Annotated in this window: 25 protein-coding genes, 5 tRNA genes and 1 pseudogene; 11 read left to right on the forward strand and 20 right to left on the reverse strand. The window is 27.7% G+C overall.

Annotated elements, in window-relative coordinates; all coding sequences use genetic code 11:
* Positions 1–9: 9 nt before the first annotated feature.
* From KJQ97_RS00850 to KJQ97_RS00865, 4 genes are read left to right on the forward strand one after another with little or no spacing between them, the layout of a single operon-like run.
* Entirely contained in the window at positions 10–1,443 is a 1,434-nt protein-coding gene (locus KJQ97_RS00850; protein WP_214119646.1) for a metal ABC transporter solute-binding protein, Zn/Mn family, read from the forward strand.
* Positions 1,406–2,689, forward strand: coding sequence for a hypothetical protein (locus KJQ97_RS00855; protein WP_214119647.1), 1,284 nt, complete (start codon positions 1,406–1,408; stop codon positions 2,687–2,689). The genes KJQ97_RS00850 and KJQ97_RS00855 overlap by 38 nt, the downstream gene beginning before the upstream one ends.
* Complete coding sequence (locus KJQ97_RS00860) at positions 2,686–3,411, forward strand: metal ABC transporter ATP-binding protein (protein ID WP_214116301.1); 726 nt, start codon at positions 2,686–2,688, stop codon at positions 3,409–3,411. Before KJQ97_RS00855 ends, KJQ97_RS00860 begins: the two co-directional genes overlap by 4 nt.
* A complete protein-coding gene (locus KJQ97_RS00865; protein ID WP_250325829.1) occupies positions 3,392–4,198 on the forward strand; it encodes a metal ABC transporter permease in 807 nt (268 codons plus the stop codon). Before KJQ97_RS00860 ends, KJQ97_RS00865 begins: the two co-directional genes overlap by 20 nt.
* Before the next feature lie 33 nt (positions 4,199–4,231).
* Here KJQ97_RS00865 and KJQ97_RS00870 read toward each other — a convergent pair whose 3' ends face one another.
* Positions 4,232–5,047 (reverse strand): mechanosensitive ion channel family protein, encoded by an 816-nt coding sequence (locus KJQ97_RS00870; protein WP_214119648.1) that lies wholly within the window; start codon positions 5,045–5,047, stop codon positions 4,232–4,234.
* 95 nt (positions 5,048–5,142) lie between these two features.
* On the opposite strand from KJQ97_RS00870, the gene KJQ97_RS00875 reads away from it, so the two are divergent.
* Positions 5,143–5,718, forward strand: a complete 576-nt coding sequence (locus KJQ97_RS00875) for a DJ-1 family glyoxalase III (RefSeq protein ID WP_214119649.1) — start codon at positions 5,143–5,145, stop codon at positions 5,716–5,718.
* Positions 5,719–5,844: 126 nt separating this feature from the next.
* Here the strand turns inward: KJQ97_RS00875 and KJQ97_RS00880 are convergent.
* From KJQ97_RS00880 to KJQ97_RS00900, 5 genes are all read right to left on the reverse strand, one after another.
* A tRNA-Ser gene (locus tag KJQ97_RS00880) sits at positions 5,845–5,932 on the reverse strand.
* A 47-nt stretch (positions 5,933–5,979) separates the two neighbouring features.
* A tRNA-Cys gene (locus tag KJQ97_RS00885) sits at positions 5,980–6,053 on the reverse strand.
* Positions 6,054–6,056: 3 nt separating this feature from the next.
* Positions 6,057–6,144 (reverse strand) — tRNA-Leu (locus KJQ97_RS00890).
* A 16-nt stretch (positions 6,145–6,160) separates the two neighbouring features.
* Positions 6,161–6,235 (reverse strand) — tRNA-Gly (locus KJQ97_RS00895).
* A gap of 63 nt (positions 6,236–6,298) precedes the next feature.
* Entirely contained in the window at positions 6,299–7,195 is an 897-nt protein-coding gene (locus KJQ97_RS00900) for a GGDEF domain-containing protein (protein WP_214119650.1), read from the reverse strand.
* Between the two features lie 194 nt (positions 7,196–7,389).
* Here KJQ97_RS00900 and fliQ point away from each other — a divergent pair, with 194 nt between their 5' ends.
* Together fliQ and KJQ97_RS00910 are read left to right on the forward strand one after the other, a co-directional pair.
* Positions 7,390–7,656, forward strand: coding sequence for a flagellar biosynthesis protein FliQ (fliQ, locus tag KJQ97_RS00905; RefSeq protein WP_214116269.1), 267 nt, complete (start codon positions 7,390–7,392; stop codon positions 7,654–7,656).
* Entirely contained in the window at positions 7,653–8,075 is a 423-nt protein-coding gene (locus tag KJQ97_RS00910) for a Sua5 YciO YrdC YwlC family protein (RefSeq protein WP_214116267.1), read from the forward strand. The genes fliQ and KJQ97_RS00910 overlap by 4 nt, the downstream gene beginning before the upstream one ends.
* A 1-nt stretch (position 8,076) precedes the next feature.
* Here KJQ97_RS00910 and KJQ97_RS00915 read toward each other — a convergent pair whose 3' ends face one another.
* From KJQ97_RS00915 to KJQ97_RS00940, 6 genes are read right to left on the reverse strand one after another with little or no spacing between them, the layout of a single operon-like run.
* Positions 8,077–8,904 carry a GHMP family kinase ATP-binding protein gene (locus KJQ97_RS00915; RefSeq protein WP_214119651.1) on the reverse strand — a complete coding sequence of 276 codons (828 nt, stop codon included), beginning with the start codon at positions 8,902–8,904 and terminating at the stop codon, positions 8,077–8,079.
* Positions 8,904–9,146: a carbon storage regulator CsrA gene (csrA, locus tag KJQ97_RS00920; protein WP_214116264.1), complete on the reverse strand. Its 243-nt coding sequence runs from the start codon at positions 9,144–9,146 to the stop codon at positions 8,904–8,906. Before csrA ends, KJQ97_RS00915 begins: the two co-directional genes overlap by 1 nt.
* On the reverse strand, positions 9,140–9,937 hold the full coding sequence (locus tag KJQ97_RS00925) for a pseudouridine synthase family protein (protein ID WP_214119652.1): 798 nt from the start codon (positions 9,935–9,937) through the stop codon (positions 9,140–9,142). Before KJQ97_RS00925 ends, csrA begins: the two co-directional genes overlap by 7 nt.
* A complete protein-coding gene (locus tag KJQ97_RS00930) occupies positions 9,937–10,335 on the reverse strand; it encodes an META domain-containing protein (protein WP_214116259.1) in 399 nt (132 codons plus the stop codon). The genes KJQ97_RS00925 and KJQ97_RS00930 overlap by 1 nt, the downstream gene beginning before the upstream one ends.
* Positions 10,332–10,889, reverse strand: coding sequence for a TlpA family protein disulfide reductase (locus KJQ97_RS00935; protein ID WP_214119653.1), 558 nt, complete (start codon positions 10,887–10,889; stop codon positions 10,332–10,334). Before KJQ97_RS00935 ends, KJQ97_RS00930 begins: the two co-directional genes overlap by 4 nt.
* Positions 10,890–10,898: 9 nt before the next feature.
* Complete coding sequence (locus KJQ97_RS00940; RefSeq protein ID WP_214116255.1) at positions 10,899–11,738, reverse strand: hypothetical protein; 840 nt, start codon at positions 11,736–11,738, stop codon at positions 10,899–10,901.
* A gap of 75 nt (positions 11,739–11,813) precedes the next feature.
* Here KJQ97_RS00940 and KJQ97_RS09980 point away from each other — a divergent pair.
* Positions 11,814–12,587, forward strand: a pseudogene (locus tag KJQ97_RS09980) (nitrate- and nitrite sensing domain-containing protein); the annotation flags it as partial.
* A 648-nt stretch (positions 12,588–13,235) separates the two neighbouring features.
* On the forward strand, positions 13,236–13,760 hold the full coding sequence (locus KJQ97_RS09985; protein WP_442862376.1) for a methyl-accepting chemotaxis protein: 525 nt from the start codon (positions 13,236–13,238) through the stop codon (positions 13,758–13,760).
* A 21-nt stretch (positions 13,761–13,781) separates the two neighbouring features.
* On the opposite strand, the gene KJQ97_RS00950 is transcribed toward KJQ97_RS09985, so the two are convergent.
* Positions 13,782–15,989, reverse strand: a complete 2,208-nt coding sequence (locus KJQ97_RS00950; RefSeq protein ID WP_214119655.1) for a molybdopterin-dependent oxidoreductase — start codon at positions 15,987–15,989, stop codon at positions 13,782–13,784.
* A gap of 65 nt (positions 15,990–16,054) precedes the next feature.
* On the opposite strand from KJQ97_RS00950, the gene KJQ97_RS00955 reads away from it, so the two are divergent.
* Together KJQ97_RS00955 and KJQ97_RS00960 are read left to right on the forward strand one after the other, a co-directional pair.
* Positions 16,055–16,603 (forward strand): biotin transporter BioY, encoded by a 549-nt coding sequence (locus KJQ97_RS00955; protein WP_214116243.1) that lies wholly within the window; start codon positions 16,055–16,057, stop codon positions 16,601–16,603.
* A gap of 148 nt (positions 16,604–16,751) precedes the next feature.
* Positions 16,752–16,826, forward strand: a tRNA-Asn gene (locus KJQ97_RS00960).
* Between the two features lie 500 nt (positions 16,827–17,326).
* Here KJQ97_RS00960 and KJQ97_RS00965 read toward each other — a convergent pair.
* The 7 genes from KJQ97_RS00965 to KJQ97_RS00995 all read right to left on the reverse strand — a co-directional run.
* Entirely contained in the window at positions 17,327–18,088 is a 762-nt protein-coding gene (locus tag KJQ97_RS00965; RefSeq protein ID WP_214116241.1) for an FAD:protein FMN transferase, read from the reverse strand.
* On the reverse strand, positions 18,085–19,689 hold the full coding sequence (locus KJQ97_RS00970; protein WP_214119656.1) for a TolB-like translocation protein: 1,605 nt from the start codon (positions 19,687–19,689) through the stop codon (positions 18,085–18,087). Before KJQ97_RS00970 ends, KJQ97_RS00965 begins: the two co-directional genes overlap by 4 nt.
* Positions 19,690–19,810: 121 nt before the next feature.
* A complete protein-coding gene (gene pyk, locus KJQ97_RS00975; protein ID WP_214119657.1) occupies positions 19,811–21,250 on the reverse strand; it encodes a pyruvate kinase in 1,440 nt (479 codons plus the stop codon).
* Position 21,251: 1 nt separating this feature from the next.
* Positions 21,252–22,598 (reverse strand): FAD-dependent oxidoreductase, encoded by a 1,347-nt coding sequence (locus KJQ97_RS00980; protein WP_214119658.1) that lies wholly within the window; start codon positions 22,596–22,598, stop codon positions 21,252–21,254.
* 43 nt (positions 22,599–22,641) lie between these two features.
* Complete coding sequence (locus KJQ97_RS00985; protein WP_214119659.1) at positions 22,642–23,253, reverse strand: type III pantothenate kinase; 612 nt, start codon at positions 23,251–23,253, stop codon at positions 22,642–22,644.
* The gene (locus tag KJQ97_RS00990) at positions 23,250–24,170 is read right to left on the reverse strand and encodes a putative periplasmic lipoprotein (RefSeq protein WP_214119660.1); all 921 of its coding nucleotides are present in this window, start codon (positions 24,168–24,170) and stop codon (positions 23,250–23,252) included. The genes KJQ97_RS00985 and KJQ97_RS00990 overlap by 4 nt, the downstream gene beginning before the upstream one ends.
* The coding region (locus KJQ97_RS00995; protein ID WP_214119661.1) for a hypothetical protein at positions 24,167–24,683 on the reverse strand (517 nt) is incomplete at its 5' end. The genes KJQ97_RS00995 and KJQ97_RS00990, both read right to left, overlap by 4 nt.

A 24,683-nucleotide genomic window follows, 5' to 3' on the forward strand; every position in this document is an offset into this window, starting at 1 on the left:
GGAATTGCAATGAAAAAGATATTATTAAGTTCATTAGCTAGCGTGTATTTATTAGCTAATAATGTAGGAGTTAGCATATTACCACAAGTTGAAATTGTTAAAAAACTATTACCAAATGCAAATATTACAACTCTTATGCCAGCAGGAGCTGACCCGCATACTTACGAGCCAAAACCAAAGCAAATGATGGAGCTTAGTAAGGCTAAAGTATTTTTAGGTATCGGGGTTGAAATTGAAGATATATGGCTTAAAAGACTTGCCGAAAATACCAATATAAAAATAATTCACACTGATGAAAATATTCAAAAAAATAATTATTCTCATAAAGAATTAAACGAGCACCATCACGAACATAATGATGATATATATAATGGGATTTTTGATGATAATGATGTAAAAAATAGAGATTTAAGTGATTGGATTGGTAATTGGAAATCAATTTATCCTTACGCTAAAAATGGGGATTTAGATGAATATTACAAATTAAAATCAAATGCAAAAAAAGATAAAACTGAGCAAGAATATAAAGAATATTATCTAAATGGCTATAAAACCGATGTAGAAAGCATAATCATTACAAAAGATAGTATGGAATTTATACAAAATGGTATAAGTAAAAAATCAAATTATAAATATATTGGATACAAAATATTAACCTATGAATCAGGTAAAAAAGGTGTTAGATATTTATTTGAAGCTACCAATAAAGATGCAGAATTTAAATATGTGCAATTTAGCGACCACAATATCGCTCCTACAAAAGATTTAGAACATTTTCATATATTTTTTGGCAACTCTAGTCAAGAAGAATTGCTAAAAGAAATGGATAATTGGCCAACTTATTATCCTAAAAATATGAGCGTAAAAGATATTAAAAAAGACTTAATTCATCACATAGGCTCAAATCATAAAGAAGAGCACCATCATCACGAGCATCATCACGAGCATTCAGGCTTAGATGTGCATATTTGGACTGACCCTATTTTATTAAAACAAATTGCACAAAATTCAGCTAATGCTTTAAAAGAAGCTTTTCCTAATGAAAGCAAAACAATTGATGAAAATCTAAAAAATTATGAAAAAGAATTAGATGAATTAAACTTAAAAATATATGATTTAACGAAAAATGTGAATGTAAAAGGTTTTATAAGCGCTCATCCATCGTGGGGATATTTTGCTAAAAGATATAATCTTGTTGAATATACTTTAGAATTTGAAGGTAAAGAAATAAAACCTAGTGAATTAGCAAAAATCATAGAAATTGCAAAAGATAAAAAAGCTTGCCTTGTTTTAAAAGCACCGCAATTTAATGATAAATTGGCAAAAACCATTCACAAGGAAAGTGGATTAAAATTAGTAGAAATTAATCAACTTTCTAATGAATTATCTAAGGAGCTTTTAAACTTTGCGAAAATTATTAACGATAATTGTTCTAAGCATTAATATATACGCTTGTGCTTTATGTGCTTTATATACGCCAACTGCTCATGTTAGCTTTAAAGGAAATTCCATTTCATGGGAATTTTCTTCTAATTTTTCACAAACACTATTAGACGGCTATGATTTAAATAATGACAAGAATTTAGATGAAAAAGAATTAGTAGCCGTTCGTGCTGCTTTGCTTGATTATTTACTACCTAGAGATTTTTTGACTACTTTAAAATATTATGATTTGCCATTCGGAGAAAGCAAAAAAATCAAATTTATTGTTAAAGATATTAAAGTAAGTTTTGATAAGGAGCTTTTTTTAGAATACTTTATAGATTATGATTTTAGTCCTAAAATTGATAGAGTTTTAATGTTTTCGGTAGAGGATTTAGATGGGTTTTTTAATTTTAAAATAAAAGAAAATACCTATAAAGTAGATGGTTTTAGTATTAATGAAAACATTAATCTAAATGCAGTTTATTATGAATTTCAAAAAGCAAATGTAATAGAAAAAATAGCTCAAAAAGTAGATGAAAAAGTAGAAAAATCAAAAGAATTTGAAACAGGAATTTCAAAATCATTTTATGATATTTTATTAGAAAAATTAGCAAAATTACAGAGCAAAATGCTTGAATTATTAAAAGACAATAGCATATATTTATATCCTATCGCACTAATTTATGGCTTTTTTCACGCTTTACTACCAAGTCACGGAAAAAGCATAACTGCAGCTTATTTTATGAACTCTAAGAAAAAAATATTATTTTTTAGTCTAAAAGTAGGTTTTATTCACTTAGTAAATGCCTTTATAATTGCTAGTTTTTTCTCTTTATTTAATCTTTTAAATCTTAATAAAATTTCAGGATTTTTAATAAGTTTCTTAGCACTTATTTTGCTTTATTTAAAACTAAAAAAACCACAAATTTCACAAATTGCAAAAACACCAAATAATATAAAAAGCTTTAGTGTGGCTAATGAGAATAGAATTTTAAATGTAGTAAATAAAGAAAAAGTTCTTGATAATTTCTTAGCATTTAGCATAGGTTTATTGCCTTGTCCTGGACTTATTTTAGTAATTGGTTTTATAAGTAGCTTAGGTGCTAGAGCTTTTATAGCGGCTTTATTAATCGCATTAGGTATGAGTTTGGCTATATTTTTAAGCGCATTTATAATAACAAGATTTAAATTTAACTCAAAAATAGAGATTTTAAGCCTTGTATTTGTAATATGCGTTGGATTATTTATAGGATTTTTTGGATGATTGAAGTAAAAAATGTAAGCTTTTCTTACGATACGGAAGAGATTTTAAGTAATATTAGTTTTAATGTAGAAAAAAATGAATTCGTAGGAATTATAGGAGCAAACGGCGGTGGAAAAAGCACAACTTTAAAGCTTTTATTGGGTTTGTTAAAACCAAGTAAAGGCGAAATTATTATAAACACAAATAAATTAAGTTATGTCCCGCAAGTTGCTAATATAAATCCTAGTTTTCCTATCAATGTTTTAGATGTAGTTTTGATGGGAACTTTAAAAAGAAATTCATTCTTTTTTAATTCAAAACAAGATAAATTAAATGCACTTTTAGCACTTGAAAAATTAGGCTTAAAAGATTATGCAAATAAAAGATTTGCAAGTTTAAGTGGAGGGCAAAAACAAAGAGTTTTAATAGCTAGAGCAATACTTAGTGGCTGTGAATTGTTATTACTTGATGAGCCTACTGCTAGTATTGATGCAAAAGGACAAATAGAAGTGTTTGAATTATTAAAAAGCCTTAATAATCAAGGAATTAGCATAATTTGTGTTTGCCACGATATAGCTTTAATTTCTTCGTATGCAAATAAATTAATTCATATTAGCAAGACCGCACATTTACACAAAATCACAAAAGGTCTTGATAGCAACAAATTATTACACTTAGCAACGCATAAAAATAATTTATGCGAAGTTGATATATGGGAAAATTATGGAATATCTAAATTATAATTTTATTCAAAATGCAATTTTAGCAGCGGTTTTAGTAAGCATTGCTTGTGGGATTATAGGAGCGCTTGTTCTTACAAATCGCCTTGTAGCAATGGTAGGTGGTATTTCTCACGCAGCTTATGGTGGGCTTGGGATTTCGCTTTATTTTGGAGTTAGCACTATGCTTAGCACTTTAACCTTTGTTATTGCTTGTGCTGTTTTGATTGCATATTTATCAAGAAATTACAAAAATCAAGATGCTGTAATTGGTGTAGTATGGGCTTTTGGAATGAGTGTTGGGATATTGCTTAGCGATTTAAGTCCTAATTCAAATTCCATAGTTTTTAGCTATTTATTTGGAGCTATTTTGGCAGTTGAATTAAGTGATATTTATATTATGTTAAGTGCTGATATAGCTTTTATCATAATGGCTTTTGTATTTTATAGACAATTAATAGGAGTTAGCGTTGATAGTGAGTTTTGCAAGGCAAATGGTGTTAATGCAAATCTAATTTATTATATGCTAATAATTGCAGCCGCTATTTGTATAGTGATTAGTTTAAGAGTAGTTGGAATGGTTTTAATACTAGCTTTGCTTTGTATTCCTAGCTATATTTCTTCTATGTTTTGCACCAAGCTCTCATCTATGATGATTATTTCTGTATTATTATCACTATTTTTTTGCTTAGGTGGATTAATTTTAAGTATTGCTTATGAATTAAGTAGCGGAGCTTGTATAATTTTACTTGCTTGTTTTTGCTTTATGATTGCTTATGTTTTAAGTTTTATTGTAAAAAAAAGAATTTGAAATAAGATAAAAATCTCATTTCAAATTCTAAAATTATTTTATAAATATCTTTGCAAGTGCTTCATTTACCTGCATTGAAGCTTTTTCATAATTTTCATTTTTTACCCATAGTTGAATTGCTATTTCTATATTAGTATCATTTACATTTTTAACCCCAACATAAATTGCTGGATTTTTTAAAATTAATTCATTTTGACCTAATGCTGTTTCAACTTCTTTTCTAACATCACATAAAGTTGATGGGTCAATTACTTTAGAATAATCAATTCTTCTTGTTTTTTCACGAGAATAATTATAAATATTATCGCTTATAACTTTTGAGTTTGGAACTATTATATTTGTATTATCGTATGTTCTAAGCGTAACTGAAAACAAACATATATCAGATACAAATCCTTCTCCTGCACCAAATTTTACATAATCACCTATTTTAAAAGGTCTAAACACTACAACCAAAACACCCGCAGCTATATTTGATAAAGTTTCTTTAAATGCAAAAGATATAGCAAAAGATGTAGCTGTAAATAAAGCAACGAATGAAGTCGTATCAACACCAACATTATTGAGTGCTGCTAGAATTCCAACAACTAAAATTATAATTTTTACAAGCTTAACTAAGAAATTGGTTAAAGTCTCATCTGTGCTAATTTTAATTAAAGTAACTCTTAAAATTTTTCCTACAACTTTCATTAAAAACAATGCTAAAACAATAATAAGAATTGAACCTAAAATCTTAAAACCATATTTTAAGAAAAATCCTTCAAAATCAAAACCTGCACTTTGCAAATCAATTAGTTTATTCAGAGTTTCTGTGGTTGTGGCTTTTACATCTTGAATTGTTGTATCCATCAATATCCTTTTTAAAAAATTTGAAAATGAATATTAACAATTAATTACTTAATTTTAATTAATATTATTCTCTAATCTAATTAAAAGGAGTAAAAATGAAAAATATTTTAGTGCCTATGGCAAATGGAGCTGAAGATATTGAATTAATTAGCATTATTGATATTCTTCTAAGAGCGAAAAATTATGGAGCTAATATAAATGTAATTTGTGCTAGTTTAGATGATAATTTAGAAGTTACACTAGATACTGGTATGGTTTTAAAAGCTAAGGTAAAACTAAGCGAAGTTGATACTAAAAACATTGATGCAATTGCATTAGCAGGTGGTTTTGGTGGTATGACAAACCTTAAAAATAGTGAAAAAATCAAATCAATTTTACAAGATTTAAATTCTCAAAACAAATTAATAGCAGCAATTTGTGCTTCTCCAATAGTTTTAGCAAATGCTGGGGTTTTAAGTGATGAATTTACTTGCTATCCAGGTTGTGAAGAAGGAATTAAAGGAACAAGATTAAATGAGCCTGTGGTAGTTCGTAAAAATATAATCACAAGTGCTGGACCTATCACTTCATCTTATTTTGCACTTACAATAGTAAAAGAAATGGGATTTTTAGACCAATTTAATGGAATGCTTGATGGTTTATTAATAAATCAATTCGGAATTAAATTCTAATTAAAATATATTGAGTGTTTTTCAACACTCAATTAAAATATTTTCTTCTAACAAAGGAGCTAAAAAAGCTAGAACAAAATACTTTTTTAAAAAAATATAAAATGAAAAAGATTGTTAAAAATGAAGTGGCCGGGAGAAAGGGATTCGAACCCCTGGAGGCTTGCACCTCAACGGTTTTCAAGACCGCCGCTTTCGACCACTCAGCCATCTCCCGAAAAATTATCAAACAAGCGATAAAAGATTTTTTTGCAAAAGCCTTATTGGAGGTGATACTCGGATTTGAACCGAGGATCAAGGCTTTGCAGGCCCATGCCTTACCGCTTGGCTATATCACCTTATGGTGCCCAGAGCCGGACTTGAACCGGCACGGTAAAAACTACCGAGGGATTTTAAGTCCCTTGCGTCTACCATTTCCGCCATCTGGGCAAAATATGTAAAATAATGGAGCGGGAAACGAGGTTCGAACTCGCGACCCCAACCTTGGCAAGGTTGTGCTCTACCACTGAGCTATTCCCGCACTTATGAAATAAAGACAGAATTATATATTTTTTTTCTTAAATTAAACTTAATTATAAAAAAATTATGAAACTTGTATATTTACACAATTTTTGCCGCTTTTTTTACCAAAATATAATTCTTGATCGGCAATTTTAAAATAATGCTCAAAACTATCTTTACAAGGATTTTTAATAAAAATACCACCAATTGTTATAGTTGGTTTTATGTTATATTTTTTCAATTCTTGTTTTGAAACTGAGTTTTTTACTACATTCATATAGTATTCTGCTTCTTGATTGTTTTTCACATTTAATTTCACTACAAATTCTTCGCCACCCCATCTAGAAACAACGCCTTTAAGCCCTAACATTTCATACTGAATTGCTGATGCTACACTTTTTAAAACTATATCGCCTATATCATGACCATAAGTATCATTAATTCTTTTGAAATTATCTATATCACAAATTGCTATTAAAAGTGATTCATCTTTATTGAAGTTAGGAATTATCTTTTCTTCAAAGTATTTTCTATTAAAAAGACCTGTTAGAAAATCTCTATAAACCAAATAAGTTAAGTCGGATAATTTTTTATTTGAAGTAACCGTTGCAAGACCACCATAAATTAACATAAATACGGAACTTGAAAATGTATTAATATAGAAAAACAAATCTTTACTACTGCTATATTCACCTACTAAATAATGTCTAAAATAATATAAACCATATATACTAAAAAGTAAAAATAAGCTTACTGAAATTCTATATAACCATTTACTAAAAAATGTAAATTGCAAGAAAAATAAACACATCATAATAGTGCTAAATCCACTCTCAAATCCCAAATAATAAGAACCCATAATTTGGTGTAAAAAGATTTCGGTAAATGCTACAAAAAATGCCGAAGTTATTTTGTCTTTTAAATAAAAGCAAATTGCTACAAAATAACTCGTTATTGAGTAAATATTAAAAATAGCCATAGGAAAAATACCATTAATTAAAAACAAAAAACAATAAACACAATGTGTAATAAATATAGAAACAAGTAGCCAAAGGTTTATGTCTATTTCTTTTAATAATTTAATAAAGTCGTTTTTAATTGTTTTTCCTTGTTTTAATTATAGTTAAGTAATTTTGCCTAAAATTGTTTAACACTTTGATGATAAGGATTAATATGGAAAGCACTTTAGTTGCACTTGGGGTATCAACTTTTAAAATAGCACTTTTATTATCACTTCCGATGCTCTTAGCTGGACTTATTGCAGGACTTTTAATAAGTATATTTCAAGCAACAACCCAAATTAACGAAATGACTTTAAGTTTTGTACCAAAAATCATTTTGGTTGTTGTAATAATAATATTCTTAATGCCTTGGATGATGAATCAAATGATAGATTTTACAACTATGATATTAAATAAAATTCCAAGTTTTGTTAAATGATTTACCTAGCACAAACCGATACTACAGCTGGATTTTTAAGTAAAGATTATAAAGAAATTAATTTAGCTAAAAAAAGAGAAATTAATAAACCTTGCATAATCACAAGCACATATCTAACTAGCCTTAAAAACCTTGCAAGAGTTCCAAATAAATTTAAAAATCAAGTAAGAAAAGCTAAAAAAACAACCTTTATATATAAAAACCAAATATCATTTAGGCTAGTAAATGATAATAAACATAGTTTATTTTTAAAGAATTTTAAATATTTATACTCAAGTAGTGCAAATTTGCACGGGTATGAATTTGATATAAATTATGCAAAAAATATAGCTAATGTGATTGTGGATTTGGATTTAGCTCAAAAAAGTTCATCAAAAATGTTTAAAATAAACAATTCTAAACTAAAACAAATTAGATAAATTATGATTTAAGTTTAAAAAAACTACCCCCACTACCACTTAAAAATAAGCCCTTATTAGCATAGTCTAAAGTGATAGAATATAAAGCATTGCAAGATTTTAGCAAATCATTTAAATCATAATTTGTAAAATTATTTAAAAGCTCTTTTGTCTTTAATTTACTTAATTCATCATTTGCATAATATTTTGGCTCTTTTGCAAATTCACTAAAAACATCTTTTGTGCTACAAGGTGTGCTAAATTCTAATGAAAAATCGCATAAATCATCGCTAAAATCATCAATTATCTCACCATATCCACTAACATTAGCACTCTTTAGCCCACTTTCAAAAAAGCTCACATCAGCCCCACTAAGCCTAGCAATTGCTTTAGTATCAAAAGGCTTTATATCATTTAATAGTTTTATAAAACAAGCAGCATTAGAACTAGCACCGCCAAGTCCTGCAAAAGTAGGGATATTTTTGTGTAAAACTAAAGCGAAATTATTTTGAAATTCTTGTTTTAAATTCTCATCAATCAAACTTAAAACTTTTGAAAAAATATCGCTTTTAGAATAAAAATTACTTACTAAATTATCATTTATCAAATAAAACTTATCCATCAATTCATCTTGTTTAAACTCATTTTCGTAAGTAATTCCATTGATTTTTAATAAAGAATTTGAATTAGGAATTAAAGTTTTATCTAAATTCCTAGCTTCGTTTTTAGGTATAAAATAAAGCTCATCATATAAATTATCAATCCTATAAAATCTTGAAATTAATTGATGATAATTATCCTTTTTGCCTGTGATTTTTAAAAAAATATTAATCTTTGCAAAAGCTTTCATTATTTATCTTTTTTATACATTGAAAGTGAGCTTACTAAACTATCTAACAATTCACTTGAAGATGCAGCTGATTGGATATTTTCATCTTTTATAGAATCTACTAATTCATCTCTTAAAATTAAAGTTTGTTTAGGAGCTTCTATACCGATTTTTACCGAATCGCCCTTTATTTCAAAAATCTTAATTTTAATCCCACCATCAATAACTATTCCTTCACCTGCATTTCTTGATACTACTAACATTTTTCCACCTTATTTAAAATATATTCTATTTTTTCATCTAATCTAATAATGCTAAAACAATCTCCTAAATCTATTTTATAAATTTTATAATCTTGTTTTTGAAAATCACTTAAGTTTAATTTTTTACCCAATAGCAAGTCGTTTATATCGCCTAAATAAAAATTTTCTTCTAAATCAACACTTCCAAAAGCATCATAATTTTTAAATTCCTTAAAGCCGCCTTCACTAAGTCTTCTTAAAGCACTTAAAGTCCCTTTTACACCTAATTCATCGCAAATTAGCTTGGCGTATGAACGAACATAAGTGCCTTTGCTAGCACTTAATCTAAAACTAATAAAAGGGAAATTATAATGCAAAAACTCAGCTCTCACACTCATTACACACTCATTTAGCTCAACCTTTTCGCCATTTCTAGCTAACTCATACGCTCTTTTGCCATTGATTTTTTTAGCACAAAATATAGGCGGAGTGTAAGTTATATCGCCTTGGTATTTAGTAAAAGCTTTAATAATTTGCTCTAAACTAGGCTCTTTAACACTACAAAAGCTTATGTTTTCATTATCCAAGCTAGGGCTAATTGCACCAAGCCAAATCGTTGCTTCATAGACTTTTGGCTCAAGATTTAAAAAGCGAAATAATTTTGCGTGTTTTTTATCAGCACAGAGTAATGCCCCACTAGCAAATGGGTCAAGTGTGCCTGAATATCCTAGTTTTAGCCCTAATTTTTTACCTAATTTTAAAGCGTAAGAATTAGAGCTAATATTAATTGGTTTGTTTGCTAGAAAAATCATTATTCAAAAATAATTTTTACTTTATCGTTTTCTAAGCCATTTTCTATTATTTGCATACTTGTAAGACTACTAGCAACTGCGTTTTCTACTTCCATTACTTGATTAGGACACATCATTTTTGTGCTTGCTGGATTTTCATAATAAATATTATTATTTTCTTGTTTTATAGCACTAAAAATTCTATTGCAACCTACAAACATTCCTAATTTATTATCTTCAATTATTAAAGACCAATTACTAGAATTGCTATATTCTTTATTTGTGTCTTTAACTATAATTTTTGATATTTTATATTCTTTATTTTCTAATTTTTTCACTTCTTTTGCTACCTCAACATTGTTAGTATTTACACAACCAAACAACACTAATACACTTAATAAGATTAAAGATTTTTTCATTTATTTTCCTTTGCTTTATTTATACTTTCTCTTAATAATCCTTCATCAGCTTTACCTAAAATAAAATACTCATTGCCTAGTTTTTGATACTTACCATCTTTTAACATTACTTTAAAAGGTAATTGAACCTGAGTATTATATTTTATATCATCAGTTATTGCTTCTACTATCAAATCTGCTCTTTTATCATTTGTTAAAAAATAATACGCATTATAGTTCTTTGCAAATTCTTTTAATTTTTCATTATCAGCTTCTTCTGCATAAGATAATCCAACAAACACTAAATCATCTAAATGCTTTGATTGTATATCAAAAAGCATTGGAGCTTCGGCTCTACAAGGCTGACAAAAAGTCCCAAATATATCAATAATTAAAATTTTATTGCTATCAACCAAACTAAAGCCATTTTCTTCTCTTTTGATTTTTATTTCTTGATTATCCCAACTTTTTAAAGTTAATATATCTCCAGTTTTAATACTTGTAGTTTTAGCTTCATCGTTGCAAGCGCTAAAAAATAAAGCAATAAAACTAGCGACAAACAATAATTTTTTCATACCCACTCCTTAAAAACTTCTAATAAATACGCTATGCATAGGTTTTCCATCTTTATCAAGTTTATAATACTTAAATGCAATCTTGGTTCCTATGTTTAATGGTTTATTAATTTCGTTTATATTAAAACCACTGCCTATAGTAATAGTTGTAAGCTCGTTATTATTTAATTTTTCATCGGTAAATTTAGTAAGAGCTCTTAAAGCGTTAATCTTTTTCCATTGGCATTCATAATTAATTAGCTTACCTTCATTGTTTAAATTAGTTTTTGATATAACGCAATTGTCTTTATAAAATTTTCTAATTTGAACTATTTTATCTTGTCTTGGAACATCATAATTAGTGTTCTTTTTGTGTAAATATACGCCCTCTGATTCTTTTAATATAACTTCATTAAAAAAATCTACAAATTCATCTTCACTATTAAATTCATTCTGAACTACGAATGTAATATTTTTATTAGGGTGTTCTTTTAAATAATCTCTTAAATAATTTAATCTATCCTTTAAATCTCCCTTTTGATTAGGGACATCAACCACATAAAACTTAGCACATTTAAGCTTGTTTAACATAACATCATTAAAGGTATCATAATAATCTGTCCCACAAAATAAAAGACCTTTTATCTCAAAAGGTGGAAAATCCTTTGTAAAATCTTTGCTAATTTCATAAGTTTGATTATGATTATTATATAACTTTTTACCATCCCAGTTTGCACCCATACCATCAATATATTCGCTAATATAATAATCTCTTACATCAATACTTTTTAACTCATCAAAATCACTTCCTTTAAATGAGCTACCTAGTAATGTTGAAAAAAACATACAAAAAATTAAAAAAAATTTCATCCATTCTCCTAAAATCTATATAATTCTTTAAAAAACTTTAAAATAAAAATCTAAATCTATTAATTAAGGGGACTTATGATTTCTAAAATATCTATTTCTAAAAAACTTTTATTGCTTACAAGCACATTTTTAATTATATTATTAATTTATAATATTTTGCTAATTAAAAATAGTTATAAGACATATAATTCTTCAATAACTGCACAAGATAGCGTAAAGATAATATCTCAAACTAACGAAATAATTCACTTATTACAAGTTGAGCGTGGGCTTAGCGTAGGATTTTTAGCTGGTGCAAATAAACAAACTTTAATAGAACATAGAGCTAAATTTATTTTAAATAACGACTTAAAAAACGAAGTTGATAATCTAAGAAATATGGTAGATAATAAAGCCAATAGAGCAGTAGTATTACAAAATTATACTAATTTAATAAATCAACAAATCAAAAAAGTAAAAGATATTTCTCAAAGTCTTGATGAAAGCTATGCTAGTTTAAGCGATGCTCTTAATTTAGTAGCTACTACAAAAGAAAGATATGGCTTATTAAGGGGGACTTTAAACGGAGTATTTAATGCAAATACTATGGATATTAATACTTTTTCAAACATTAGTTACCTAAATACAAGTATTTCTGGAAAATTAAAAGAATTAAAAGAACTAAAGATTAATTTTATTGATGAATATTTAAAAAATCTTTCAAATCTTGAAAGCTATAAAAAACTTCAAGAATTTATATCAACTGCTATGAATAATAATATAAATGGTAATTTTAATATAAATGCAAATGAGTTTTTCCAAGTAGCTACTAATGTGATAGAAGATTATAAAAAATTAGAAAACGAAATAACAAATCAAATTCTAAATAAAGCAAATGTAAATAAGTCTGAAGCTCAACAAGAAATAATTATTCAAATAATAATAGCCTTATTAGCACAGATTTTAAATATGTTTTTAGCTTATATAATATCTAAAAATATCATTAAAAATCTTAGCTTAATTAATACTGGTCTTAATAGCTTTTTTGATTTTTTAAGATATAAAAGCAATGATGTAGATAAAATAATCACAAATAATAAAGATGAATTTGGCAAAATGGCTATGCAAATAAATGCAACCGTATTGGAACTAAAACAAAATTATGAAAAAGACCAAACCTGTATAAATGAAATTACAAATATTACAAATTCTATCAAACAAGGTAATTTAAATAATGAAATCACCAGCGAACCTTACAATCCAAAAATAAAAGAATTAAAAGAAATTCTAAAAGAAATGTTGCAAACTCTAAAACTAAAAATAGGAAAAGATATTAACCAAATTGATGAGCTATTAAAAGAATACTCAAATATGAAATTTAAAAATAATATAAAAAACCCAATAGGAGAAATAGAAAATAGCCTAAATACCTTGCAACAAGAAATTAAAAATATGCTTTATTCTCAAGAAAATATAAGCAATACTTTAAAATCAAATTCTAATAATTTAAAAGAAAATATGAAGCTTTTATTAAATGGTAGCAAAAAGGCTAAAAACAACCTTGAAGAAAGTGCAGTAGCAATCAATCAAATGTCAAGCTCAATGACTGCAGTAGCTCAAAAAAGCCAAGAAATAATCCAACAAAGCGATAGCATAAAAAGCGTTATTGATGTTATTAGAGGCATTGCAGAAGATACAAATTTATTAGCCTTAAATGCTGCTATTGAAGCAGCGCGTGCAGGTGAGCATGGGCGTGGATTTAGCGTGGTTGCAAGTGAAGTTGGCAAATTAGCTAATAATACTAGCTCATCATTAAATCAAGTAGAAGCTAATGTAAAATTATTAGTCCAACAAATTCACGATATTGGTATGAGTATAGATGAGCAAACTCAAGCAATTAATCTAATCAATACAACCATAAGCGAAATTGATGAGCTAAGTAAAGAAAATGATAATATTGCAAATGATACAAATAAAGCTGCAAATAGCGTAGATAGTCTAGCTAGCAATATTTTAGATGATTTAAACAAAAAAGAATTTTAATTATCCTAGTTTTTAGGATAATTAAAATAAGAATTTATAATTTAAATTCTTAATAATTTTCGGAGCTTTAAAGCAGTCTTTCTCCCAGTTTTTAATGCCATTAAATTTTTCTATATCTACTTTACAAGTGTGAGCTGTGTTGCTATTTGATACCACTGAACTTGGGCTTGAGCTTGCTAGCACATTTACATTTCCATTTAGGCACCTTTTACCATCAATTTGCCACCAAGCACCTTGAAAAATCAAAATATTATTAGGATTAATATCACAAATTATTCTAGCCCCCGCTAAAATCTCACCCCTATCATTAAAAACTCTTACAATATCTCCTTGCTTAATGCCCTTTTTAATAGCTAAATCTTTATGCAAATAAACAGGCTCTAAATCATTTTCACTATCTCTTATATCGCTATTATGTAGTTGTGAATGAAGTCTATAAGGACTATGTGCAGAAGTTAAAAACAAAGGATATTCGCTTAAAAGCTCATCTTTTTGCTCGTATTTTGCGATATTGTTTTTTATACTTAAATTAATATTTTTTATGTTTTTAAATCTTGTAAAAGGCTCTAATTCGCTTAAGCCCTGCACTTTTTCATAAGATTTTTCTAAAAACTCATCAAACTCACTTAAAATTATTCCTTTTTTAAAATATCTTTCTTTAATATCTAAATAAGCCAATTTTACTAAGTCTAATTCATCTAAATCACGGCAAAATTCATAAGATTTATTAAATCTTTTTGCTATTTCTTTGCATATTTCAAAATCACTTTTTGAGTTATAAAAAGGCTCTTTTATAGGTTTTAGTGCAAAAATTATTTCTTTATTCGTGCTTTGCTCTATATCATAACGCTCCCCTTCAATAGCAATAGGCAAAACAATATCGCTCATCTTAGCTTGAGCCGTCCAAAAAGGCTCAAGTGTGATAATACACTCAAGATTATTTAAAGCCTTTAAACTCTCATTGCTATTTGGCTGATGGGTAAGATATGAGCCACAAGCATTTATCATTAATTTTATATCAGGATAGATGATTTCTTCATCTTTATAAGTGCTTTTTGTATTAGGCCTTAATAAGCACTCGCTAAGTCTTGAGCTTGGGATATAATGATTTTTGCCTTTTATTTCGCCTAAAAGTGCATTTATATCGCTTAATTTTTCTGTATTTTTTGCACTCTCACCCTTGCAACCACTGCTTAAATTAAACTCAATCCCTAAACCATCTTTGCCTATATGTCCGCACATAGCAGCTAAGCAAATTATTGCTAAGTAGTTAAATTCTCCGTTTAATTGTCTTTGAATTGACCTACCTAATAAAATATTACTAGGATTATTTTTAAGCTTTAAGGCTAGATTTTCTAAATCAGTTTTGCTAATACCACAAATCTTACTAGCCCATTCTAAGTCCTTATTTACCCCGTCGTTTATGCCTAGAAAATAGTCTTTAAATGTATCAAATCCTGTGGTTTTACTCTCTATAAATTCTTTATCATAAAGCTTGTTAGTATAAAGATAATTGCACATTCCAATAGCCATTGCCATATCAGAATTTGAATTAGGAGTTAGAGTTGTTGCATTCATCATTTTTGCACTCTCATTAGCTCTAATATCTATAAAAATTACTTCAATATCTTTATTTTCAGCCATTTGTTTTAGATATTTTTCGTGTTCGTGCATAGGAATATCGTGAGCAATTTTACTTGTAATAATAGGATTAGCTCCCCAAAACACCACTACTTTAGCGTGTTTGATTATTTCTTTATAATCAGTTGCTCTTTCATAAACACAAGATGAGCCAAAAACATAAGGCATACTAGCTATTGCAGAGCCGGTTGAATAATCTCCTAACTCAAAGACCCCACCACCAAGAGCATTGATAAGTCTATGAATTAGCATTCTACCCCAGCCGATTTTACCTACCCCACCCCATTCGTAACTTTCAGCATAAATACTGCTAGAGCCGTATTCTTCATAATATTTTTTAAGATTATTTGCAATTAATTCAAAGGCCTTATCCCAAGAAATCTCTATAAACTCATCATCTAATCTATCCTTAGAACCATCTAAAAATCCACGCCTAACGCAAGGATTTTTAATTCTTGAGCTATGATTTATTCTGCTTGTGTAATGATTAATCAAATCAGTCGGGGCTTCATCGTAAATAAAAGGCGTTATTTTATCATCTTCTAAATAAAACGCCCCTACTCTAGTGGCTATTAAATGTTTTTTCATAATTCTTCCTTTATAAATATTATTTTTAGTATATAATCATTTTTTAATTTTACAAAGGAGGGATTATGTTAGCAGCTTTAAAAAGTTTTTGCTTAAAGAAAAATACCGCAAGCAATACAGCTAAAGTATTACTAGCAAGTATTTTAATAGCATTTGCTGCTAATTTAAAAATAAGCATAGACATCATACCCTTTACTATGCAAACTATGGTGGTTTTAACTATATCTTATGCTTTAGGCTCAAGACTAGCTTTATTTAGTTTGATTTTATGGTTTTTAGAAGGTTTGTGTGGCTTTCCTGTATTTGCTAGCGGTGGTGGTTTGCACGCAATTTTAAGCCCTAGTGGTGGGTATATTTTTGGTTTGATTGCTATGGGTTATATTATGGGAAAAGCTAAAGACCATGATATAAACAATGTCTTTGCGTTAAGTTTATATGCTCTAGTAGCTACTGCAGTGCTTTATATTTGTGGCTTATTTATTTTAAGCTTTTATGTTCCTAAGGATAAAATACTTAGTATAGGGTTATATCCTTTCATAGTAACTGATATTGCAAAAGCATTTTGTGCTGCATTGCTTATAAATCCTGCTTATAAACTATTTAAAAACTTATAATTTATAAGTGCTTTTAGGTCAATAAATCATTTTGACTAAAAGCATTTTTTATTAAATTTCACATTTTTTTATATTTTTTTCAAAAAACTCTTGACAAACAAAATTTTCTTGGCTATTATTACGCTTTTACTTAACGATTACTACTTATTCCGGATTAGCTCAGCGGTAGAGTAGGCGGCTGTTAACCGCTTGGTCGTAGGTTCGAATCCTACATCCGGAGCCACTTTTTTATTTCCCTTAATTTTATTTTTAGCTCGTATCTAAAATAAAACAAATATTTTAAATATTAAATTCGCAATATAATTATTTGCAAAAATAGAATTTAAAATTAATGGCACAATATAAAAAATCACAACAAAACTATATTAAATATTAAGTATAAAACTTAGTGAAACTTCTAAATATTTTAACAAAACAAACATATAAAGCAAATAGTTAGAATATAACAAGCAATATTTTCAACTCACGCTACTATTCATAAAAATATATTTAAGTTTTTAAAAATTCTTAAATTATGATTTTGATAAAAATTATGTTGCAATGAGTAAGATAAGAAGCGGTATTTGTAATTTTATATATTTTATGAAAGTAATACAAAAATTATTGCTATTTTTCTTTAAATATCTAAAAAACAAGCATTTGTAACAATATTTTTAATCAAGATTGTTCTAAAGTAACATAATAAAACTCTCTTTATTTTCACTTCACTTAAAATATATTAAATTACCTGTCGCGATTAGATTGGTATTTTATTTCGTTATTAAAATCAATGCAAATTGCTAAATACTCTTTAGGCAAAATAAATTCTTCAAAGCACAAAGCAGTGGAAAATACCCCGCAACTAAGCGTGTTTTCTCCTATTACACTAACTTGAGAGTATTTAAAATCTTTTGTATTTATTATGTGATTTGCTCTTTCATATTGTGCTGAAGTTGTTAGCGATTGATTTAAGATTTGCCATTTTTTAATAGCTTCTTGTGGATTTTTAGGATTTTTAATATTTACAAATATTTCTTTATTAGTCTTTAAATCCCCTCCAAAATTAATCACATATTTGTATTTTTCACAAATTTTAGCACATTCATCAACTGCAAATTCTTTAATCACGCCACCTAAGTCAATTTTTGTATTTATATCTTCAAATTCTATAAATTTTTTAGATAAAAAATATGAATTTTTACCATATTTTGCATTATTTTTTAATTTTTTATTGATTAGTGTAATATCAAAAGCATAATTAGTAATTTCACTAAGACTTGAGAGTTTTTGCAAAATCATCATAGTTTGCTGGTCTAATTTTATACGATTTTTGCTTTTATTATTAATTTTAGATACCAGCGAAGAATTATCAAAATAATTATATTTTAAATGTAGATTTTTACAAAGCTCAAAACATTTAATAGCCAAATTAGAAGCTTCATATTCGCTAGCTTCTAATTTAACAACACATTTTGTGCTAAAGCAAGAAAAAACAAATTCTTTCACTTACTAACTTTTATATTAAATGGAGTTGTTAAGGCTTCTTCACGAATTATTTTGCCGTTTTCACATAGCTTTAATATAACGCTAAATTCCCCGCTTAAATCATTTTTTGGTAAAGCAAAAATTTTACCTTTTTCATCAACAAAATCTGCAAACTCATCAGGTAAAAGATAAACAATATTTATCCCATCAATATGTTGTGGAAAAATAATATCTGATTTTATTTTTTCTTTTCCACCACTATTTTTCATCTTAATTTTAATGTTTTCCATATTTGGTGCAATAAAACTAAAAATATTTGCTTTTAAATTCTCAAATTTATCATCTATGCTAATGCTTTTGCCTTTTGATAAATCATAAATATCAATATTTCTACGATTATTAGAAACAATTAATGTATTATTGTCTTTAAATGTAGCGGCATAACTTACATTCCCACCCTTAATACTTCCTGCTAAATACGGCTTATTTTCAATATTAAAAATGCTAGTTTGCCCTAATCTATCTCCAAAAGTATAAGCCAAAGTTTTACCATCTGGACTAATAGCATAAGAGCCAGAATATAAAGCAAAACCTGTATCTGAACACTCTGTTGTATGATTTAATACACTTACTTTACATAGCTTAGAATTATAATTATGTGGTGTTGTATAATAAATATTTTTTGCATCAGGACTTACTAAAAAAGGGCTTGTAGTAGCTTTTATAGGACGACCAAAATATTGTGCGTTAAAATCTGCGATTTTATTTAGTTTAGATTTTTTAATATCGTATTCATAAATGCCTTTATTTTCGCCTTTTACAAGCACAAATAATCTATCAAGACTAACATCAGCCTTTACTACATCTTTAATCTTAAAGCTTTTTATCAATTTTAAATTCTTATCAAAAATACTAAAAGTTTCTTTATCATCTAAAGCAATTACACCATCTTTGTATTTTCTAAACAAAAAATATTCACCCTTTAAAAAGGCTAATTCCTTTAAATCACCGCTATTATCTAATTTTATTTTATGTAGTCCTGAATGGTGCAAATATGGTCTAGCATTTTTATTATCTCTTCCTAAATATTTTGGCATAGTATTTACAAAAGCAGTTTTATCATCTATAAATTCTACTTGCTCTACAAAAAGCTCACTTGCCCCACTCCACTCATCATCATCGTTATTATTATCTGTTTTGCTATCTTCTTTAACTTTTTCTTGTTTTTTTGCATCGTCGGTAGCTTCTGGATATTTCTTACCTAATTCAGAATGGTCAGCATCCTTTATCGCATAAAAATCATTATAAACAATATTGTCATTTTTTAAGTCAAATAACACTATTGATGAATGATAGCTCCCTGCTGCTAGTAATTTATCATCTCTTACGCTAATATCTCTAAAATATAAATCAGTTTTTGATTTGCCTTCAAAATATCTTGCATAATGCCATTTAAAACTATCATCTGGATTTAAAGACTTAATAAGATTTGCTTGAATGCTAGTTTTATTAATACTATCATCATAAATATCAATCATTTCGTTTGGTTTTATTACATAACTAGCATTTAAAGAACTTGCTAAAACACAAGCTAAAGTTGAGCTTAAGAATATTCTCTTCATTTAAACTTCCTTTCATAATTATTGATAAGTATTATAATAATTATTATTTAATATAAGTTTAAATATCATTCATTTTTTAGAATTTAAAATAAGCAAAAGCCTATTTTAAATTCCTTTTTTTCTACAAGTTTAAATAATACTCTATTTGTTCTTTTCCAAGAACTCTGATTAAATTCGTGCTACCTGTTTCTCCTACAGGATAACCTGCTGTAATAACATAATTTTTACTCTTATCCATAATGCCTTTTTTTACCCCTACTCTTACACAATTTTGTAAAAGTTCGTGCAAACTACCTGCCTTATCAACCACATAAGCTTCACTAAGACCCCAACAAATACTAAGGCTTTTTAGTGTTTTATCGCAATGGCTCATTGTTATTATCTTTGTATCAGGTCTATATCTTGCCATTTTTTTAACACTTGCACCACTACTTGTAAGACAAATCAATGCATCCGCATTAATATCTTTTGCAAGTTGCACAGCTGATGCTGCGATGGTATCAGTCATATCTCTTTTATCGTGATTAAAATTGCAATATGGATAGATTTTCTCTACTTCGCTAATTGTTGCAGCCATAATGCTAACGGCATTTACAGGGTCAATTCCAACTGCACTTTCTTCGCTAAGCATAACAGCATCAGTTCCATCTAACACAGCATTTGCAACATCGCTTATCTCTGCTCTAGTTGCACTTTTGTTATTTGCTAAAGAAAATAGCATTTGAGTTGCAGTGATTACTGGCTTACCTATTTCGTTAGCTTTTTTGATTATTGATTTTTGTATGCTTGGAACCTTATAAAAAGGAACTTCTATTCCTAAATCCCCACGAGCAACCATTATCCCATCGCTTACATTAAGAATTTCATCTATATTCTCAACAGCGTCAAATTTTTCAATCTTTGCAAAAACAGCGGTTTTATTTCCGTTTTCAGCTAATATTTGCTTAGCATTTTTGATATCATAAGCGTTTTGAACAAAAGATATTGCCATATAATCAACATCATTTTTAACACCCCACAATAAATCATCTTTATCTTTTTTAGTGATTACTTCTATGTTGATTTTTGTATTAGGGAAATTTATACCTTTATTTGACGCTAATTTTCCATCGTTTTGAACTTGGCATTTTAAATAATCTTGATTTACATCTTCAACTATTACTTTAATAGAACCATCGCATAAATATATAGCTTCGCTAACTCTTACTGCACCTAGAATTTCATTATAATTTGTGCTTACTTCATAGTGATTTTGCGCTTTTTGATTAGCCTTTATTGTATGTCTATAAATATCTAATCTATCGCCTTTTTTTAATAAAAATGGCTCAGGAAGTTCTAATACCCTAATCTTTGGCCCTGAAATATCTTGTAATACTCCGATATTTTCGCCTAATTCTTCAGCTATTTTTCTTACGTTATCTAAATTCGCTTTATGATATTCGTGAGAGCCGTGAGAAAAATTTAAACGAAATACATTAACACCTGCTTTTATCATTTCTCTTATACATTCTTCGCTATCGCTTGCAGGCCCTAAAGTTGCTATTATTTTTGTTTTTTTCATTTTATCCCCTTAGTTCTTTATTGAATAGTTCTTCGTTAAATTCAAGTTTTAAATAATCAACCACCATTCTTAAATCTCTTAAAGCATTTCCCATACAACTAGTCGCACCTGGACTTGGGGTCATATTAAAGATTATTCCTTGATTTTGTGGCACTATACTAGCTTCGCCTAGCATTAATTTCTTTTCAGTTTTGTTTAGCACTTGTGGGCGAACTCCACCAAAACCTTTTGCGTAAGTTATATCATCAGTTGTAAGACTTGGGACGATTTTTCTAGCGTCTTTTACGAAAAGATTTTTATTAAGGTATGGCACTTCAAATAAGAAATTTCTTAAAATATAATTTCTAATAGTGCTATCTTTCATTAAATCAAGCAATATTTTAATAGTAGTTCCATCAAGGCGTAAAGTTGTAAAAAATTCAGGCAAACTCTTAAGCCCGTGATAACGCTCAAGCTTAGGTAATACTAAAGCAGTCGGACCAAAACGAGTATTCATATCACATAAAATATCAGGGTCACCGTGTAATGCTGCAAAAGGTAATTTTGGATTTTGAACCATATAAACTTTACCATTTAATAAATGCTTTTTAGTCAGATAAAAGCTACCTGCAACAGGCAAACAGGCGTAATCAAGACCATAACCCATCTTATGTGCTAAAAACAATGAATGAGCACCTGCATTTACCACTACGAAATTCGCACTAAATTCAGTCTTGTTAGCACTAATTAGATAAAAAACATCGCCTTTTTTATAAATATTTACAATTTCTTCATTAAAAAACATTTGATTTTCTTGATTAGCTTTCATTGCTTCTTCAGCTAAACTCTCGCTCATTTTGCCAAAATCAACCGTCGTATAACAATCCCCTGCTAATGCACCCATTGCAAATATTTCTTCAGGTCTATCACCACCGCCTAAAGCTTCTACTACTTTTGGCTCTATTCTTTTTATTTCTACTTTGTCAAACTTTCTAATATAAGGATAAATATCTTTAAATTCTTCATATCTTTTTTGCATAAAAGCACATTCTTCTTCACCAACAGCTAAAGCCATTTTTTGATGAGAAAACATAAACTTCTCTTCTGCTTTTACTAATTTTGCGTAATTTACAATCATATCAGCGTTAGGTTTTACTTTTGAAGCTTTTTCATAAGTATAATTTGTCTCTATATCTCCGCTATGAATTGTTTGAGAATTGCTAGTGCCTTTAGAATTGAGAGTGCTTAATGCGTGATATTTTTCTATTAATGCCACTTTTTTTACATTTGTATATTTGCTAAGCTCATAAAACAAAGCCGCTCCACTAATTCCACCACCAACTACTATAACATCAAAATGTTGTGCCATACTCCATCCTTTTTGTAATTTTTTTAATGATAATTTTATTTATTTATAAATTCAAGTCTTTAATTAATTTTTGCATTCCTTGGAATACTAAATTTTTCTCATTTATTGCGTTTTTAAAAAACTGACTTAAAAAGCTTGCATCTCCACCAGTTAGATAAATTATCTCATCATTAGCAAAATCATTAATACTATTTACAACACTTGAAATTATCCCGTAGCTAATAGCGTCTTTTGTGGAATTTGGTAACGAATTTAAATCAATAGATGTATTTAATTCATAATCTAATCTACAAGAAATATTCTTATAAGCATTAAGATATGATTGAATACCTGGCAAAATAAATCCGCCTAAATGTTTACCATCACTCATTTTATCAATTGTAATTGCACTACCAGCATCTACAATAATGCCAGAATCAATGCAATAACAAGAAGCAATTCTATCAACACCCAAACCAACATAAGAAGTATTAAGACTAAAATAAGGTTCAAGATTAATATAGTTATTAGGTAGTGTAGAAAAATTAGAATTTACACTTATATAAAATACTTTTTCTTTAAAAGAGTTTGGGATAAAGTCTTTTAACTCTATCCTTTTTGCATGTTCTTCTTTATAAACACAAGCTGTTGTGTTTCCAATATCAATTAAAGTCATTTCAATTCATAGCTTTTGTTATTATAAAATAAAATATTATCCTTAAAATAAGCACCTGAATCTATTTTAGAATCTAAATTATAAACAGCTAATTCGTTTAATTTATCATCTAATTTTATCAAGTATCCATTATGCTCTAAAGCATAAATAAAGTTATTATAAACATAAACATCACTATAGTTTGCATATTTAAATTTAATTTTTGTAATTTCATTTAATAAATAATCAAATTTATAAATTACGCCTTCGTTTGATAAAATATAAACATAATTATCTTTTTCTAAAGCCTTTTTAATATTGATTAGTTTAGTATATGTTTTATTATCAATTATCGTAAATACCTTACTAGAACTTGCTGCGATTAATTTTTCACTATCAGCTTTTAAAAATACAACATTATTAAAAAATTCTTGAGTTCCTACATTTATACTTCTTATAAAAGTATTGGTATTGTTATTGATAACGATTAATTTGCCATCTAAGCTAGGAATTATTATCACATTGTTATTAAAACTAGGATTTGCTAATTTTTTCACCACCCCATTTGCTTGTCCGTAGTTTTCACTAAATAAATATTTTTGTTCTAACAAATCAAATATTATTATATTATTCAAAGCATCAACCATTACAGCTTTATTGCCTTCTGTTGCGATACTTACAATTTTTGCATCAAATTTCTTATCAAAAATTACTTCTTTATCTTTTAAGATTTTTAAAAATCCTAAATCATTAGATAAATATAAGATATTATCTTGTTTGTTAATGATTTCATAGCCTTTAAAATTCTTCAAGATATTCTCATTTTTCGTTTTAATTGTTGTAAGCTTTTGAGTATTTTCTGGCTTATAGTATTGTTTTGAACCTGAACAAGCCGCTAAAAATACTAAAGATAAAGCTATTAAAGAATATTTTTTCATTGGTTACCTTGATAATGTTTTAAATTATTAGCAATTCTTAAAAATACAGAATTTGCACTTATTGAATTAAGTTTTACTTCAGCTTCTTTAATTTTATTATCTTTTAACAACGCATAAGCTTCTTGTATTGTTTTTAAATCTGTTAAGAAAAAATCTGATTTAAATTCTCTAGCTTTATAAATTTCTAACAATAATTTATCCTCATTACTAGGATTAAATTGTAATAATTCATCTAAATATTTTTCATCTAAAAGCACTGCTAAATATAAAGTAGGATTTAAAGATTTTAATTGATTTAATTTATCATTATTTTTAGTAATTAATAGCTCATTATATAAAGCATTTGCTTCTTCTTTTGTTTTTTGTTTTATAGAATCATTAATAGATGTTATAACAAAATAAGCAACAATTACGATTATCAAAAATATAAAAAGAAATTTGTATTTTCTAATAAATCTTTCAACTTTAATGCCAAATTCTTCTACGCTATATGAATTTTCTTTCAAATTACAT

The organism is Campylobacter sp. 2018MI01 (genome assembly GCF_018501205.1).
Taxonomy (GTDB): Bacteria; Campylobacterota; Campylobacteria; order Campylobacterales; family Campylobacteraceae; genus Campylobacter_E.

What these genes read in the sequence shown, in the direction of transcription:
- KJQ97_RS00850 (WP_214119646.1), top strand. Translation starts at nt 10, where the DNA reads ATGAAAAAGATATTATTAAGTTCATTAGCTAGCGTGTATTTATTAGCT.
- KJQ97_RS00860 (WP_214116301.1), top strand. Translation starts at nt 2,686, where the DNA reads ATGATTGAAGTAAAAAATGTAAGCTTTTCTTACGATACGGAAGAGATT.
- KJQ97_RS00865 (WP_250325829.1), top strand. Translation starts at nt 3,392, where the DNA reads ATGGAATATCTAAATTATAATTTTATTCAAAATGCAATTTTAGCAGCG.
- KJQ97_RS00870 (WP_214119648.1), bottom strand. Translation starts at nt 5,047, where the DNA reads ATGGATACAACAATTCAAGATGTAAAAGCCACAACCACAGAAACTCTG.
- KJQ97_RS00875 (WP_214119649.1), top strand. Translation starts at nt 5,143, where the DNA reads ATGAAAAATATTTTAGTGCCTATGGCAAATGGAGCTGAAGATATTGAA.
- KJQ97_RS00900 (WP_214119650.1), bottom strand. Translation starts at nt 7,195, where the DNA reads ATGGCTATTTTTAATATTTACTCAATAACGAGTTATTTTGTAGCAATT.
- fliQ (WP_214116269.1), top strand. Translation starts at nt 7,390, where the DNA reads ATGGAAAGCACTTTAGTTGCACTTGGGGTATCAACTTTTAAAATAGCA.
- KJQ97_RS00910 (WP_214116267.1), top strand. Translation starts at nt 7,653, where the DNA reads ATGATTTACCTAGCACAAACCGATACTACAGCTGGATTTTTAAGTAAA.
- KJQ97_RS00915 (WP_214119651.1), bottom strand. Translation starts at nt 8,904, where the DNA reads ATGAAAGCTTTTGCAAAGATTAATATTTTTTTAAAAATCACAGGCAAA.
- csrA (WP_214116264.1), bottom strand. Translation starts at nt 9,146, where the DNA reads ATGTTAGTAGTATCAAGAAATGCAGGTGAAGGAATAGTTATTGATGGT.
- KJQ97_RS00925 (WP_214119652.1), bottom strand. Translation starts at nt 9,937, where the DNA reads ATGATTTTTCTAGCAAACAAACCAATTAATATTAGCTCTAATTCTTAC.
- KJQ97_RS00930 (WP_214116259.1), bottom strand. Translation starts at nt 10,335, where the DNA reads ATGAAAAAATCTTTAATCTTATTAAGTGTATTAGTGTTGTTTGGTTGT.
- KJQ97_RS00935 (WP_214119653.1), bottom strand. Translation starts at nt 10,889, where the DNA reads ATGAAAAAATTATTGTTTGTCGCTAGTTTTATTGCTTTATTTTTTAGC.
- KJQ97_RS00940 (WP_214116255.1), bottom strand. Translation starts at nt 11,738, where the DNA reads ATGAAATTTTTTTTAATTTTTTGTATGTTTTTTTCAACATTACTAGGT.
- KJQ97_RS09985 (WP_442862376.1), top strand. Translation starts at nt 13,236, where the DNA reads ATGAAGCTTTTATTAAATGGTAGCAAAAAGGCTAAAAACAACCTTGAA.
- KJQ97_RS00950 (WP_214119655.1), bottom strand. Translation starts at nt 15,989, where the DNA reads ATGAAAAAACATTTAATAGCCACTAGAGTAGGGGCGTTTTATTTAGAA.
- KJQ97_RS00955 (WP_214116243.1), top strand. Translation starts at nt 16,055, where the DNA reads ATGTTAGCAGCTTTAAAAAGTTTTTGCTTAAAGAAAAATACCGCAAGC.
- KJQ97_RS00970 (WP_214119656.1), bottom strand. Translation starts at nt 19,689, where the DNA reads ATGAAGAGAATATTCTTAAGCTCAACTTTAGCTTGTGTTTTAGCAAGT.
- pyk (WP_214119657.1), bottom strand. Translation starts at nt 21,250, where the DNA reads ATGAAAAAAACAAAAATAATAGCAACTTTAGGGCCTGCAAGCGATAGC.
- KJQ97_RS00980 (WP_214119658.1), bottom strand. Translation starts at nt 22,598, where the DNA reads ATGGCACAACATTTTGATGTTATAGTAGTTGGTGGTGGAATTAGTGGA.
- KJQ97_RS00985 (WP_214119659.1), bottom strand. Translation starts at nt 23,253, where the DNA reads ATGACTTTAATTGATATTGGAAACACAACAGCTTGTGTTTATAAAGAA.
- KJQ97_RS00990 (WP_214119660.1), bottom strand. Translation starts at nt 24,170, where the DNA reads ATGAAAAAATATTCTTTAATAGCTTTATCTTTAGTATTTTTAGCGGCT.